This window comes from Pseudarthrobacter sp. rb, from assembly GCF_056389225.1.
In genome coordinates this window covers 13,190-26,272 of sequence record NZ_JBWJAR010000004.1, presented here as the reverse complement: position 1 = coordinate 26,272, position 13,083 = coordinate 13,190, and the positions used below count along the sequence as shown (strand labels likewise).

The following is a 13,083-nucleotide window of genomic DNA, read 5'->3' as shown; positions in this document are numbered from 1 at the left end:
GGTACACGCAGGTGACGACGACGGCGGCTGCCGGACTTTCGAAGGTCCGGCAGCCGCCGTCGGCCAGGTGGCGGATGTCTCAACGGCCATGCATCCTTCCTGTGGCATATTTGAGGGATGGCAGAATTCAGGCAGTCCACGAAGCTCAACAACGTCCTTTATGACATCCGTGGACCGATCCTTGAAGCCGCCCAGCAGATGGAGGCGGAGGGCCACAGGATCCTCAAGCTGAACATCGGGAACCCGGCGCCGTTTGGCTTCGAGGCACCGGACGCCATCCTCGTGGACATGATCCGCCACCTGCCCCACGCCCAGGGCTACAGCGATTCGCGTGGCATCTTTTCGGCGCGCACCGCCGTCTCGCAGTACTACCAGACCCGCGGAATCCAGAACATCCACGTTGACGACATCTACCTGGGCAACGGTGTCAGCGAGCTCATCACCATGTCCCTGATGGCGCTGCTGGACTCAGGCGACGAGGTGCTCATCCCCACGCCGGACTACCCGCTCTGGACAGCGTCCGTGGCGCTCGCCGGCGGCAAGCCGGTGCACTACCTCTGCGATGAAGAGTCCGGCTGGCAGCCTGACCTGGAGGACTTGGAAGCCAAGATCACTCCCCGCACCAAGGGCATCGTGGTCATCAACCCGAACAACCCCACCGGCGCTGTGTACCCGGAACAGACCCTGAAGCGCATCGTGGCCCTGGCCGAAAAGCACGGCCTGGTGATATTTGCCGACGAGATCTACGAAAAGATCCTGTACGAGGACGCCGTCCACGTGAACCTGGCCGGCCTCACCGGCGACCACGTCCTGTGCCTGACCTTCAGCGGGTTGTCCAAGGCCTACCGCGTCTGCGGTTACCGGGCAGGCTGGATGGCCATTTCAGGACCCAAGAAGGATGCCGCCGACTACCTGGAAGGCATCAACCTCCTGGCCAACATGCGCCTGTGCGCCAATGTGCCGGCCCAGCACGCCATCCAGACGGCATTGGGTGGCTACCAGAGCATCAACGACCTCATCCTCCCGGGCGGCCGGCTGCTGGAGCAGCGCAACAAGGCCTACGACATGCTGAACGCCATTCCCGGAGTCAGCACTCAGCAGGCCAAAGGCGCCCTGTACCTGTTCCCGCGGCTTGACCCCGAGGTCTACCACATCCGGGATGACGAGAAATTTGTCCTTGACCTCCTGAGGGAACAGAAGATCCTGGTATCGCATGGCCGTGCCTTCAACTGGGTGCGCCCGGACCACTTCCGCATGGTGACGCTGCCCAACGTGAAGGACATCGAAGAGGCTATCGGGCGCATGGGGGACTTCCTAAGCAGGTACCAGGGGAACTAGCCTGTGCTCACGGGCCACCGGGCCCGTGTACCCCCTGCGGAGAGGAACCCCATGGCCCGCGTCGTTGGCTTCGACCAGCATCCGTCTGAGACCCTGCGCGTTGGAAAGGGATTTTCCTTGGCCGCGGTGGACCCGGACGCCACTCCGGGTTACAGCGGCAACAAGGCCGACGGCGAGGCGTTGCTGGCTGAGATGGACGGGACGCTGTCGGAGCTGCAGGAACAGCTGTTCGCCGAATCACGGGTCGGCGGCAAGAAACGGATCCTCTTGGTCCTCCAGGCCATGGATACAGCCGGCAAGGGCGGAATCGTCAACCACGTCATGGCCACCATGGACCCCCAGGGCGTCCAGTTCAAGGCGTTCAAGGCCCCCACCGAGCAGGAGAAGTCCTACGATTTCCTCTGGCGTATCGAGAAGGAGGTCCCCGCAGCCGGGATGGTAGGGATCTTTGACCGCTCCCACTACGAGGACGTCCTCATCCACCGCGTCCACAACTGGGCCACCCCGGAAGAAATCAGCCGGCGCTACCGGGCCATTAACGAATTCGAAGCCCGCCAAACCGACGCCGGCACCAAGATCATCAAAGTGATGCTCAACATCAGCAAGGATGAGCAGAAATCCCGGCTGCTGGCCCGCTTGGACAACCCTGCCAAGCACTGGAAATACAGCAGTGGCGACCTGAAGGAACGGGCCTTTTGGGATGACTACATGGCCGCCTACCAGGCCGCCTTCGAAGAGACCAGCTCAGCGATTGCCCCGTGGTACGTGGTTCCCGCCAACAAGAAATGGTTCGCCCGCATCGCCGTGCAGCAACTGGTGATGTCGGCGCTGTCCGATTTCCGCCTGGAGTGGCCCAAGGCTGAATTCGACGTCGACATCGAACGGGAGCTCGTAGCCCGTTCCTGAGCCCGGGCCCTGGGGCCGGAGCAGTGTGGCCCGGTACAAAGCCGCGGTTCCAAGGGCTGGCCCGGTCCGGCGGTTGTTTACAGCGGCTGGTCGCGGGCAGCGGCCAACCGCTTCCGTGCTCCCTCGAGCCACTCCTCGCACCGCGCGGCCAGTGCCTCGCCGCGCTCCCACAAGGCCAGGGATTCTTCCAGGCTTGCCCCTCCGGCCTCCAGCCTGCCCACCACGGCGATGAGCTGCTCCCGGGCCTCCTCATAGCTCAGCGCGGCAACGTCGGATTCTGGTTTCTGTTCGGTCATGCCTTCTCTTCCACTTCCTGGTGCTGGTCTGGGTTTCCTGGGTGCGGTGCCCTGGTGGACTCCGCAAGGCCGGTGGAGGTGGCCCCGAAGCGTCCCTCCGCCACACGGATGGACAAGGGGGCACCCGCAGGTGCTTCGGCGGGCCTGCGGACGACGGCGTGGCCGGCCTCGGCGATCCGTGCGGCCTGGTCTCCTGCCAGTTCGACGACGGCGTACCCCCGGTCCAGGGTCTTCTGCGGTGAGAGCGCGCGGACCTGGGCTTTCAGATGCTCCAGCTGGTCCGCTGCCCGCACCACCGTGGAGCTCACCGCGGCGGAGGAGCGCCGCAGCAGCCGTTCGATTTCCTCGCCCCGGACGGAGACCATGCCCTCGGGCGCCGCCATGACGGGCCGCGAATGCAGTGCCGCCAGCCGGTCCGACTCCCGGTCCACCAGCCGTTCCACGCAGCGCCGCAGCTGTTCCCGCGCCTGGCGCACCCCGGCAAGTTCCTCGGATACCTCCGGCACGATCCGCTTCGCGGCGTCGGTGGGGGTGGAGGCCCGGAGATCGGCGACGTAGTCCAGCAGCGGGCGGTCCGCCTCATGGCCAATGGCGCTCACGACGGGCGTGTTGGCCGCGGCCACGGCACGGATCAGTTCCTCGCTGTTAAAGGGCAAGAGATCCTCCAGTGCCCCGCCGCCCCGGGCGATGACGATGACATCCACCTCAGGCCGGACGTCCAGCTCACGCAGGGCACGGACTATTTGGGACACGGCCGTGTTTCCCTGGACGGCCACCTCGCGGATCTCGAACTCCACCGCCGGCCACCGGAGGGCCGCGTTGCGAAGGATGTCCTTCTTGGCGTCCGAATCCCGACCCGTGATCAGGCCGATGCGGTGCGGCAGCAGGGGCAGCCGCTTCTTCCGGGAATCGGCGAAAAGACCCTCAGCCGCGAGGGCCTGGCGCAGCCGCTCAATCCGGGCCAGCAGGTCACCCAGTCCGACCGGCCGGATGTCCCGCACCAGCATGTTCAGCCGGCCCGTCTTCAGCCAGAACTCCGGTTTCAGCAGGGCCACCACCCGTGATCCGCGCTCCAGTGGAAGGTTCTGCCGCTCCAGGACCTTGGTCCAGACGGAAGCCGGCAGCGACACCTCCGCGTCCACGTCCCGAAGCGTGATGTAGGCGTTCGTCCCGCGCCGGTTCAGTTCAATGACCTGGCCTTCAACCCACGCCGACGGGGTGCGGTCGATGTGGGCCTTGAGCTTCTGCGACAGCAGCTGCAGCGGCCACGGGTTGTCCGGGCTGGTTTCCGCCGCGGTGGCCGGCAACGTAGTGGGGGCAGTACCCGGTAACGAGGCCTGGTCAGACATGCGGACGCCGGTGGGAGGCTGGTGCTGCGGGCATGCGGTCCTTCAACTGTCGTGGGCGGTCAATCAACCTTATCCATAAGGTCTAGCACCGGGGACTGACAGGGGCAGCCCCTGGACCCTGCCTAGGATGGGATAAGGCCCCCAACCCCTAAGGACCTGTTGTGCGCACTTTTAACTCTGCCATCGCCACCGTGCTGGGCATACTCCTCGCCGCCGTTGCCGTTCCCGCCATCTGGGTGGACCGCAACATCGTCCAGGAAGACGGCTTCGTCCGTCTTGCAGCTCCACTTGGCAAGGACACGGAATTTCAAAAGAAGCTGGCCGCCGCCGCAGTGGGAACGATTGATACCGGGGCGGTTCCCGGGTTCCTCTCAGGTCTGGTGGAGCCAATGCTTGAAAAGGCGGCGGAGTCACTGACTGGGTTGCCCGGCTATCCGGCGGCCTGGGAGGAGACCCTCCGCAGAAGCCACCGCCTCAGCTTTGCCGATCCTGCCGCGGCATCCCAGGGAGGAGCGTCGGCGTCGTCCCTGACCCTCGACGTTGCCCCGCTGGTTGCCCTGGGCTCGGAGGAGATCTCCCGCACCACCAGGCTTCCCCTCGACCCGCCGGAACAGACGCTGATCAATGTAGGCCAGCCTGCGCAAAAGGAGTGGACTGAACGGCTGGCCACCTACGCGCCCATGGGCTACATCCTGGCCATCGGGTCAGCCGTAGCGTTCCTGCTGGCGCTCGTGGCGGCACGCCGCCGCGGGACGGTGCTGCTGGCCGCCGGCCTTGGGGGAATGGCGCTCGCGGGGCTGTGGGGGCTGGGACTGCAGCTGGGGTCAGCCCGCGCCCAGGCCACGGACACCGGCAATGCGGTGGCCAACATGTTCCGTGACCATTTCCTTGCCGCTTCCGGCGCGGACTTCCAAACGTGGATCGCCGCGGCCGGGGTTGCCGGTGGCGTCCTGGTGGCGGTGGGCATTGTGACGTTGTTCGCATCCCGGAAACGGGTGGGGACCAGCCGGTAACATGGAGGAATGACCACCTCGGCTGTATCCCTTTCGATGCCAACCATTCCGCGCAGGCGCCGCTCGCCTGAGGAGGTAGCAGCCGCAGCCCCCGTAAACGGAACCAAGAAGGTGCTGCTGGCCGCTCCCCGCGGATACTGCGCAGGCGTTGACCGGGCCGTGATCGCGGTCGAAAAGGCGCTGGAACACTACGGGCCGCCCGTGTATGTCCGCAAGCAGATTGTCCACAACGTCCACGTGGTCAGCTCGCTGGAGGAAAAGGGCGCCATCTTCGTGGACGAAACGGACGAAGTACCCGAAGGTGCCCTCGTGATCTTCTCCGCCCACGGAGTGTCCCCGGCAGTGGTCGAGTCCGCCGAAACCCGGGGCCTGCGCACCATTGACGCCACGTGCCCCCTGGTCACCAAAGTGCACAAGGAAGCCGTCCGCTTCGCAAAGGACGATTTCGATATCCTCCTGATCGGCCACGACGGCCATGAGGAAGTGGAAGGCACCTCAGGGGAGGCGCCGGAGCACATCCAGATCATTAATGGCCCGCACGAAGTGGACCAGGTCACTGTCCGCGACCCCGAAAAGGTCATCTGGCTTTCGCAGACCACGCTGAGCGTGGACGAGACCATGGAGACCGTCCGGCTGCTCAAGGAACGGTTCCCCACCCTGCAGGATCCGCCCAGCGACGACATCTGCTACGCCACCACCAACCGCCAGGTGGCCATCAAAAAAATTGCGCCCAAGGCGGACCTGGTGATCGTGGTGGGTTCGGCCAACTCGTCCAACTCTGTCCGGCTGGTGGAGGTGGCGCTCGAATACGGTGCCAAGGCCTCGTACCGGGTGGATTTCGCCAACGAGGTTGACGAGGCGTGGTTTGAAGGCGTCGCAACCGTGGGTGTGACGTCGGGGGCATCCGTTCCCGAGGTGCTGGTGCAGGACGTGCTGCGGCTGCTGGCTGATTACGGCTACGGAGCCGTGGAGGAAGTCGTTACGGCCGAGGAAGACCTCCTCTTCTCGCTGCCCAAGGAACTCCGGGCCACCCTGAAGCAGGCCGGCGATGTCAGCCGCGCGCTGGGCGGACGCCGGTCCCGCAGCTAAAACCGCGACCACATTTCAACCGTCACCACATCTCAACGGAAGGGGGCGGGGCGCCCCCCCCCCGCCCCGCCCCCCCTTCCGCATGCCGGCGGCCGTCTCAGGCCGCTTCGTCGTCGCCCTGCAGTTCCGGTGCCACCAGCGCCCGCGGGGTAACTTCCACCAGCGAAGGTGCAACCAGGCCGGACTCCTCCAGGCTGTTGAGCTTCCGCGCTGTGGGCAGGACCCTGGCTTCCAGTGTGCCAACCATGGCGTTGTAACGGTCCACTGAGGTCTTCAGTGACGATCCCAGCTTGGTGACATTCTCGCCCAGCGTGCCCATCCGGTCGTACAGCTGCCGCGCAAGTTCGAAGAGCTCGCGTGCACTGTCCGTCAGGACGTCCTGGCGCCACGTGAACGCCACGGACTTCAGCACGGCCAGGAGGGTGCTCGGTGACGCAAGGACAACGTTGCGTGACAGCGCGTGATCCAGGAGTCCGGCGTCAGCTGTCAATGCCGCTGCGAGGATGGATTCGGCCGGGATGAAGCAGACCACCAGTTCCGGGGAGTTCCCGGGGATGTCCCAGTATTTCTTGGTACCCAGCGCGTCGACGTGCGCCCTCAGCGCCTTGGCGTGTGCCGCCAGCAGGGCCTGCCGGTTCCGGCCGTCGTTTGCCGACTGTGGCCCGGCGGCCCGTGCCAGGCGGGGGTCCACCGCGTCCAGTTCCTGTGCCTCAAGGTAGGACGACAACGGGACTTTTGCGTCCACCACCAGTTGCTTTTCACCCGGCAGCTGCACCACCAGATCCGGCCGCACAGCTGAGTCGTGGCCTGCGCTGTGGACCTGCTCGACGAAGTCGACGTGGCGGAGCATGCCGGCAGCCTCCACTACGCGCCGGAGCTGCACCTCGCCCCACTGGCCTCTGGCGCTGTTGGAACGCAGCGCCGATTCCAGGGCATGCGTGGAACGGATGAGCTGTTCATCGGACAGCCTGGCCTCCTGCAGCTGCTGGGCCAGTTGGCCGTACTGCTCAACCCGGTCCCGCTCCAGCAGTGCCACCTGCTGCTGCACCGCGGACAGCTTCTCGGCCACGGGCGCCAGGGCACGCAGCACGCTGCCGTCCTGTGTCCGGGCCTCACCCAGCTCACGGTTCTGTGCGGCCAAAAGCCGCCGCTCGGCGTCGGCCGCTGCCAGCTGCGCCGTGACATCGGACAGGCGGGACGACACCTGGTCGAAGTCCGACTCCAGGGCGTGCGAGTTCCGGCGCAATGAGAAATAGGTGGCTGCAGCGCCGGCAAGCGCACCGAGCAGCAGCATGAAGAGGGCCAGAATCAAGGCAAAAGCATCCATGGCTTCACTGTTGCACGGGGCTCTGACAATCATGGGCAGTGACATTCCCGGGTACAGGGCGGCGGGGTCCGGCGGGTAGAATCAATCCTCGTGGCTCTTACTATTGGCATCGTCGGACTGCCCAACGTCGGCAAATCAACCCTGTTCAACGCGCTCACCCGCAACCAGGTCCTGGCCGCGAACTATCCGTTCGCCACCATCGAACCCAATGTCGGCGTCGTGAACCTCCCGGACCCCAGGCTGCAGAAGCTCGCCGGGATCTTCGGCTCCCAGCGCGTCCTGCCCGCCGCGGTATCCTTCGTCGACATCGCCGGCATCGTGAAGGGCGCATCGGAGGGGGAGGGGCTTGGCAACCAGTTCCTGGCCAATATCCGCGAAGCTGAAGCCATCGCCGAAGTTGTCCGGGTCTTCGATGACCCCGACGTAATCCACGTCGACGGCAAGGTGGATCCCCGCTCGGACATGGAGACGATCAACACCGAGTTGATCCTCGCGGACCTGCAGACCATCGAAAAAGCCATCCCGCGGATCGAAAAAGAAGTCAAGATCAAGAAGCGGGAAGCCGCCGAGCTCGCCGCCATCAAGGCAGCGCAGGCGGTGCTGGAGCGGGGAGACACCATCTACTCCTCCATCAAGAGCGACAAACTGGAGATGGAACACCTCAAGGAGCTGGGCCTGCTGACTGCCAAGCCCTTCATCTACGTGTTCAATGCCGACGAAGGCATCCTGGGCAGCCCGGAAAAGCAGGAAGAACTGCGCGCCATGGTTGCCCCGGCAGACTGTATCTTCCTTGACGCCAAACTCGAGGCCGACCTTGTGGAGCTGGACGAGGAAGAGGCGCGCGAGATGCTGGAGATGAACGGCCAGGACGAATCCGGCCTGGACCAGCTGGCACGCGTGGGCTTCCACACCCTGGGGCTGCAGACCTACCTCACGGCGGGCCCCAAGGAAGCGCGAGCCTGGACCATCCGGCAGGGTGACACGGCACCGCAGGCAGCCGGCGTCATCCACTCAGACTTCCAGCGGGGCTTCATCAAGGCCGAAGTAGTCTCCTTCGACGACCTTGTGGACGCCGGATCCATGGCTGAGGCGAAATCCCGCGGCAAAGTCCGGATCGAAGGCAAGGAATACGTCATGGCCGACGGCGACGTGGTGGAGTTCCGCTTCAACGTCTGATTTCCGCAGGAACAGGCGCACTGCCGCCCCGGAATCATGCTGGCTACTGTCCAGGCCGAAAAACTGCCGGAGGTCTGCCCTGGCCTACGGCCCGGTCGGACCCGCGGGACCTGGCGGGTAGGGAGGCTGCTGCTGAGGCCAGGACGGGGGAGCGGATGATGCCTGCCCACGCTCCGGTGCAGGGTACTTGTCGAAACGCTGGCCATACGGGTTCTCCCGCTGTGCGAGCAGCACGATGAGCACAATCCATCCAAGCACGGGGATGAGGGCGAGCAGCAGCATCCAGGCGCTGAGGTTCACGTCGTGGAGGCGCCGGGACGCCACCGCGAGTGACGGGACAACGGTGGCGAGAAACCACAAACCACCCAGGGCGCTGGACCCCGTCACCTGGCCGTTGACTACAGTGGGACTGATGGAATTCAGCACCGCTGAGGCCAGCCCGGAAGCGAGGAACCACCACCAATATTCGCTTCGGCTGGCGCGCCCCGAGAAGACCGCGTACTTCTGGAAGACGCGTTTGACCGCGTCCACCGGCGGAGCACCGTAGTACGGCAGTTCGAGGGGCGGGACTGCACTTCCGGGCACATTGGACGGTTGGGGGATGCTCATCGAGCTTTTCCTTCCTGAGGTTCCGTTGCCAGCATGCTACGGAACCGGCCGGGCCCGGGCTCGGGCCGTAGGTCCCGTCCGGCGGCCCGGACTACCTCCTAGTGGCGGGGGCACGGATTGGGCTGGCGGGCAGCAGCACCAAGTATCCTGAGTTTGTAGGGCGTGATCGAAGCGGCCCCAGTCCCCTCCGGAGAGGGAAAACCACAAGGAGGCGGCATGCCGGTCCGGCGTCTGATGCAGTTGCTCATCGCCGCGTTGGCGGCTGCCCTGGTTCTTTCCGGCTGTTCGGGCGGCAGCGCCCCGTCCGTGGTGGTGGGGGAGGCAAAGCGGGGCGGCAGCGTCACCGTGGCCGAGGTCAACGCATTCTCCTCGTTCAACCCCTACAGCGCCAGCGGCAACACCGACATCAACTCGAAGATCGGCGCCATCACACACTCGGGCTTCTTCTACCTGGACGACAGCTCCAAGGTGGTCCGCAACGACAAGTTCGGGCACTTCGAGAAGGTCTCTGACCAGCCGCTCAAAGTAAAGTACACGGTCAATGAGGGCGTGAAGTGGTCGGACGGTGCGCCCATCGGAGCTGCAGACCTCCTGCTGAGCTGGGCCGCCGGGTCAGGTTACTTCGACGACGTCGACCCCGCAGCGGGGAAGGGCACCAAGTACTTCTCGGTTGCCTCCGATACCACAGGCCTGGCGGGTACCCTGTTTCCCGAAATCGGGTCGGACGGCCGTTCCATCACCATTGAGTACGCCGCACCGTACGCTGACTGGGAAGTGGCGCTCGACGTCGGACTCCCGGCCCATGTCGTCGCTGCCAAGAGCGGACTCAACGATGAGGAAGACCTGGTCAAGCTCCTCAAGGACACGCCCCGGGGCAACCCGGACAAGCCGACGTCGCACCCGGCCCTTAAAAAGGTCAGCGATTTCTGGAACACCGGCTTCGACACGAAGTCCGTTCCGGATGATCCTGCGCTCTACCTGTCCAGCGGCCCCTACATCGTCCGCGACATCGTGCCTGAAGTTTCCATGAAGCTGGTCCGGAACCGGGACTACGTGTGGGGCGCGGAACCGTGGCTGGACGAGATCAATGTCCGGTTCACAGGGGCCGTGCCGGCGGCGGTTGATGCCCTGCGCAACGGGCAGGCGGACATCATTTCGCCACAGCCCTCGGCTGCCACGGACAATCTCCTCACCGGCCTGTCAGGCCAGGGCATCACCGTTGAACGGTACAAACAGTCCGGCTACGACCACCTTGACCTCAACTTCTCCGGAACGTTTGCGGACAAGGATGTCCGGGAAGCCTTCCTCAAAACGGTGCCGCGGCAGGCGATCGTGGACGCCGTGGTGGGCACCCAGGTGGCGGACAACAAGCCGCTGGACTCCCAAGTGTTCCTGCCCGGACAGCCAAAGTACGACGAGACCGTGAAAAACAACGGGTCTTCCGATTACGCCAAGGTGGACATCGATGGCGCAAAGAGGCTCCTTAAGGACGCCACCCCCAGCATCCGCATTCTCTATAACCGGGACAACCCGAACCGGGCCAAAGCTTTCGCCCTGATCCGTGACTCGGCCGCCCTGGCCGGATTCCGGGTTGTCGACGGCGGCCAGGGGAGTGCAGAGTGGGCGGCCGCGTTGAGCAGGGGCGGCTACGACGCCGCCCTGTCAGGCTGGATCGGGACTGAGGCGGGTGTCAGCAGGGTGCCGCAGATCTTCCGCACCGGGGCCGGCAGCAACTTCACGGGATATTCCGACGCCGACGCGGACAAGATCATGGAACAACTGGCTGTGACCACGGACCTGGGCAAACAGGACGAGCTCCTGGCGGGGATCGACAAGCACATCTGGGAGGACGCGTATGGCCTCCCCCTTTATCAAACCCCGGGAACAACTGCGTTCAATTCCCGGGTGGCCGGCGTGAAGACCAGCCCCGGTCCCCTCGGCGTGTGGTGGAACGTTGCGGAGTGGCGGCTGTCCTAGCCGCGGCCACGTCCTTTTTAGGGTCCTTTGGCTCTTGCGGCGCCGATTCGCCGTAAGGCCTACCGGCGAGTAGCATGTGACGTGCCTAACTATCGCCGCCGCCCGGGGCATTGAAAAGCCGCCGGTCACGGTTTGGCAACGGAGTACCAATATCTGGACTTCGTGCAGTTAGGCTAACTCGTATTGTGTAGGTTTCGTCACAGCGGTGAGCTGCGTCCGACCTGCGGGGAAGCACAAGATTCCCCTATACATCTCTCCCACAACTCATAGGAGGCGGAATGCGTTTTACGCGCACTTCCAAAGCACTGGGCATCGTGGCAATCGCCGCGCTTGCCCTGACCGGGTGCGGCGCCGGCGGCGGCGGCAGCACCAACGGGTCCAGCAGCGCTGCCGGCGACCCGAACAAGGTGATCACCGCTTACAACAGCGAACCGCAAAACCCGTTGCTGCCGGCGAACACCAATGAAACGAATGGCGGCCGCGTCATCAACCTGCTTTTCGAAGGCCTCCGCACGTATGATGCCGACGGCAAAGCAGTGAACTCGCTGGCCGAGTCCATCGACTCCTCCGACGCCCAGAACTGGACCATCAAGGTCAAGCAGGGCCAGAAGTTCACCAATGGTGAAGCCATCACCGCCAAGACCTTCGTCGACTCCTGGAACTTTGCGGCCAACTCCAAGAACCTGCAGAACAACAGCTTCTTCTTCGAGTCCATCGCCGGCTATGAGGACGTCTCAGCCGTAACTACGGAGAAATCCGCGGACGGCAAGACCACCACCACGCCCGCTCCCAAGGCCGACAAGATGTCCGGCCTGGCAGCAACAGATGATTCCACGATCACGGTCAAGCTCACCCAGCCTGAGGCCGACTGGTCCCTGCGCTTGGGGTACTCCGCCTTCTACCCGCTGCCCTCGGCCGCGCTGGCGGACCCGAAGACCTTTGGGGAGAACCCCATTGGCAATGGTCCCTACAAGTTCGAAAAGCAGGGAGCCTGGGTCCACGACCAGTCGATTGCCCTGGTAAAGAACGCTGACTACAAGGGCCCGCGTGAGGCCAAAAACGGTGGCATCACCTTCAAGTTCTACACCGACCCGGGCCCCGCGTACACGGACCTGCAGGCCGATAACCTCGACATCACCGATGTTCTGCCGTCCAACGCCACAAAGACCTATGTCAACGACTTCCCGGACCGCAACGCCACCAAGCCTGTTGCCACCAACGCCACGCTGAACATTCCCGGCTACAACCCGAACTTCCAGGGTGAAGCCGGAAAGCTCCGCCGCCAGGCGCTGTCCTACGCCATCAACCGTGAAGAAATCACGAAGGTTGTCTTCAACGGCACCCGTACCCCGGCCAAGGCCTTTGCCCCGCCGGTCATCGATGGCTTCAAGGAAGGCCTTAAGGGCAGCGAAGTCCTGAAGTTCGACGCCGCCAAGGCCAAGGACCTCTGGACGCAGGCTGAGAAGATCCAGCCTTACGACAGCTCCAAGCCGCTCCAGATCGCCTCCAACACCGACGGCGGCCACAAGGAATGGATCGACGCCGTGGCCAACGGCTTCAAGAACAACCTCGGCATCCAGGCTGAAATCCAGCCCTTCGCCAAGTTCGCTGAAGTCCTGAACCTCCGCAAGTCCCAGCAGCTGCCGGGCCTGACCCGCGCCGGCTGGCAGGGCGACTACCCGTCGCTGTACAACTTCCTGGGACCGGTCTGGGCAACGGGTGCTTCCTCCAACTATGAGAAGTACTCGAACCCCGAGTTCGACAAGCTGCTCAAGGAGGGCCTCGCCGCCAAGAGCACGGATGACGCGAACGCCAAGTTCAACCAGGCACAGGAGGTTCTGTTCCAGGACCTTCCGGGCTTGCCGCTTTGGGACTATGCCAAGGCAATTGTGTGGAGCAACAACGTTGCGAAGGCCGAGACCGGCTGGAACGGCGAAATTCTCTACTACAACATCACGGCTAAGTAGTCCCAGATCTAACTTGCTGTGAGGCGCACTGGGGGT

General features: G+C 64.3%; 11 protein-coding genes. 7 read left to right on the top strand and 4 right to left on the bottom strand.

Annotated elements, in window-relative coordinates; genetic code table 11:
* The first annotated feature begins 117 nt into the window (after nucleotides 1-117).
* Both ACWRN3_RS06880 and ACWRN3_RS06875 read left to right on the top strand, forming a co-directional pair.
* The gene (locus tag ACWRN3_RS06880) at nucleotides 118-1,338 is read left to right on the top strand and encodes a pyridoxal phosphate-dependent aminotransferase (RefSeq protein ID WP_324642545.1); all 1,221 of its coding nucleotides are present in this window, start codon (nucleotides 118-120) and stop codon (nucleotides 1,336-1,338) included.
* Between the two features lie 51 nt (nucleotides 1,339-1,389).
* Nucleotides 1,390-2,244, top strand: a complete 855-nt coding sequence (locus tag ACWRN3_RS06875; protein ID WP_324642544.1) for a polyphosphate kinase 2 family protein — start codon at nucleotides 1,390-1,392, stop codon at nucleotides 2,242-2,244.
* A gap of 77 nt (nucleotides 2,245-2,321) precedes the next feature.
* Here ACWRN3_RS06875 and ACWRN3_RS06870 read toward each other — a convergent pair whose 3' ends face one another.
* Together ACWRN3_RS06870 and xseA are read right to left on the bottom strand one after the other, a co-directional pair.
* Nucleotides 2,322-2,540, bottom strand: a complete 219-nt coding sequence (locus ACWRN3_RS06870) for an exodeoxyribonuclease VII small subunit (protein ID WP_056334565.1) — start codon at nucleotides 2,538-2,540, stop codon at nucleotides 2,322-2,324.
* Nucleotides 2,537-3,889, bottom strand: coding sequence for an exodeoxyribonuclease VII large subunit (gene xseA / locus ACWRN3_RS06865; protein WP_476740200.1), 1,353 nt, complete (start codon nucleotides 3,887-3,889; stop codon nucleotides 2,537-2,539). Before xseA ends, ACWRN3_RS06870 begins: the two co-directional genes overlap by 4 nt.
* A 161-nt stretch (nucleotides 3,890-4,050) precedes the next feature.
* On the opposite strand from xseA, the gene ACWRN3_RS06860 reads away from it, so the two are divergent.
* Together ACWRN3_RS06860 and ACWRN3_RS06855 are read left to right on the top strand one after the other, a co-directional pair.
* Nucleotides 4,051-4,902: a hypothetical protein gene (locus ACWRN3_RS06860; RefSeq protein ID WP_476740199.1), complete on the top strand. Its 852-nt coding sequence runs from the start codon at nucleotides 4,051-4,053 to the stop codon at nucleotides 4,900-4,902.
* Between the two features lie 9 nt (nucleotides 4,903-4,911).
* The gene (locus ACWRN3_RS06855) at nucleotides 4,912-5,991 is read left to right on the top strand and encodes a 4-hydroxy-3-methylbut-2-enyl diphosphate reductase (protein WP_255172748.1); all 1,080 of its coding nucleotides are present in this window, start codon (nucleotides 4,912-4,914) and stop codon (nucleotides 5,989-5,991) included.
* Between the two features lie 97 nt (nucleotides 5,992-6,088).
* Here ACWRN3_RS06855 and ACWRN3_RS06850 read toward each other — a convergent pair whose 3' ends face one another.
* A complete protein-coding gene (locus ACWRN3_RS06850) occupies nucleotides 6,089-7,318 on the bottom strand; it encodes a DNA recombination protein RmuC (protein ID WP_255172747.1) in 1,230 nt (409 codons plus the stop codon).
* A 90-nt stretch (nucleotides 7,319-7,408) separates the two neighbouring features.
* Here ACWRN3_RS06850 and ychF point away from each other — a divergent pair, with 90 nt between their 5' ends.
* The gene (gene ychF / locus ACWRN3_RS06845) at nucleotides 7,409-8,494 is read left to right on the top strand and encodes a redox-regulated ATPase YchF (RefSeq protein WP_159631466.1); all 1,086 of its coding nucleotides are present in this window, start codon (nucleotides 7,409-7,411) and stop codon (nucleotides 8,492-8,494) included.
* A gap of 84 nt (nucleotides 8,495-8,578) precedes the next feature.
* Here the strand turns inward: ychF and ACWRN3_RS06840 are convergent, their stop codons facing one another.
* Nucleotides 8,579-9,103 carry a DUF805 domain-containing protein gene (locus ACWRN3_RS06840; RefSeq protein WP_255172746.1) on the bottom strand — a complete coding sequence of 175 codons (525 nt, stop codon included), beginning with the start codon at nucleotides 9,101-9,103 and terminating at the stop codon, nucleotides 8,579-8,581.
* A 216-nt stretch (nucleotides 9,104-9,319) separates the two neighbouring features.
* On the opposite strand from ACWRN3_RS06840, the gene ACWRN3_RS06835 reads away from it, so the two are divergent.
* Together ACWRN3_RS06835 and ACWRN3_RS06830 are read left to right on the top strand one after the other, a co-directional pair.
* The gene (locus ACWRN3_RS06835) at nucleotides 9,320-11,080 is read left to right on the top strand and encodes an ABC transporter family substrate-binding protein (RefSeq protein ID WP_476740198.1); all 1,761 of its coding nucleotides are present in this window, start codon (nucleotides 9,320-9,322) and stop codon (nucleotides 11,078-11,080) included.
* 278 nt (nucleotides 11,081-11,358) lie between these two features.
* Complete coding sequence (locus ACWRN3_RS06830; protein WP_476740197.1) at nucleotides 11,359-13,047, top strand: peptide ABC transporter substrate-binding protein; 1,689 nt, start codon at nucleotides 11,359-11,361, stop codon at nucleotides 13,045-13,047.
* The last annotated feature ends 36 nt before the right edge of the window (nucleotides 13,048-13,083 follow it).

Excerpts from the sequence above, each read along its gene's own strand:
- ACWRN3_RS06880 (WP_324642545.1), top strand. The coding sequence starts at position 118 with ATGGCAGAATTCAGGCAGTCCACGAAGCTCAACAACGTCCTTTATGAC.
- ACWRN3_RS06875 (WP_324642544.1), top strand. The coding sequence starts at position 1,390 with ATGGCCCGCGTCGTTGGCTTCGACCAGCATCCGTCTGAGACCCTGCGC.
- ACWRN3_RS06870 (WP_056334565.1), bottom strand. The coding sequence starts at position 2,540 with ATGACCGAACAGAAACCAGAATCCGACGTTGCCGCGCTGAGCTATGAG.
- xseA (WP_476740200.1), bottom strand. The coding sequence starts at position 3,889 with ATGTCTGACCAGGCCTCGTTACCGGGTACTGCCCCCACTACGTTGCCG.
- ACWRN3_RS06855 (WP_255172748.1), top strand. The coding sequence starts at position 4,912 with ATGACCACCTCGGCTGTATCCCTTTCGATGCCAACCATTCCGCGCAGG.
- ACWRN3_RS06850 (WP_255172747.1), bottom strand. The coding sequence starts at position 7,318 with ATGGATGCTTTTGCCTTGATTCTGGCCCTCTTCATGCTGCTGCTCGGT.
- ACWRN3_RS06840 (WP_255172746.1), bottom strand. The coding sequence starts at position 9,103 with ATGAGCATCCCCCAACCGTCCAATGTGCCCGGAAGTGCAGTCCCGCCC.
- ACWRN3_RS06835 (WP_476740198.1), top strand. The coding sequence starts at position 9,320 with ATGCCGGTCCGGCGTCTGATGCAGTTGCTCATCGCCGCGTTGGCGGCT.
- ACWRN3_RS06830 (WP_476740197.1), top strand. The coding sequence starts at position 11,359 with ATGCGTTTTACGCGCACTTCCAAAGCACTGGGCATCGTGGCAATCGCC.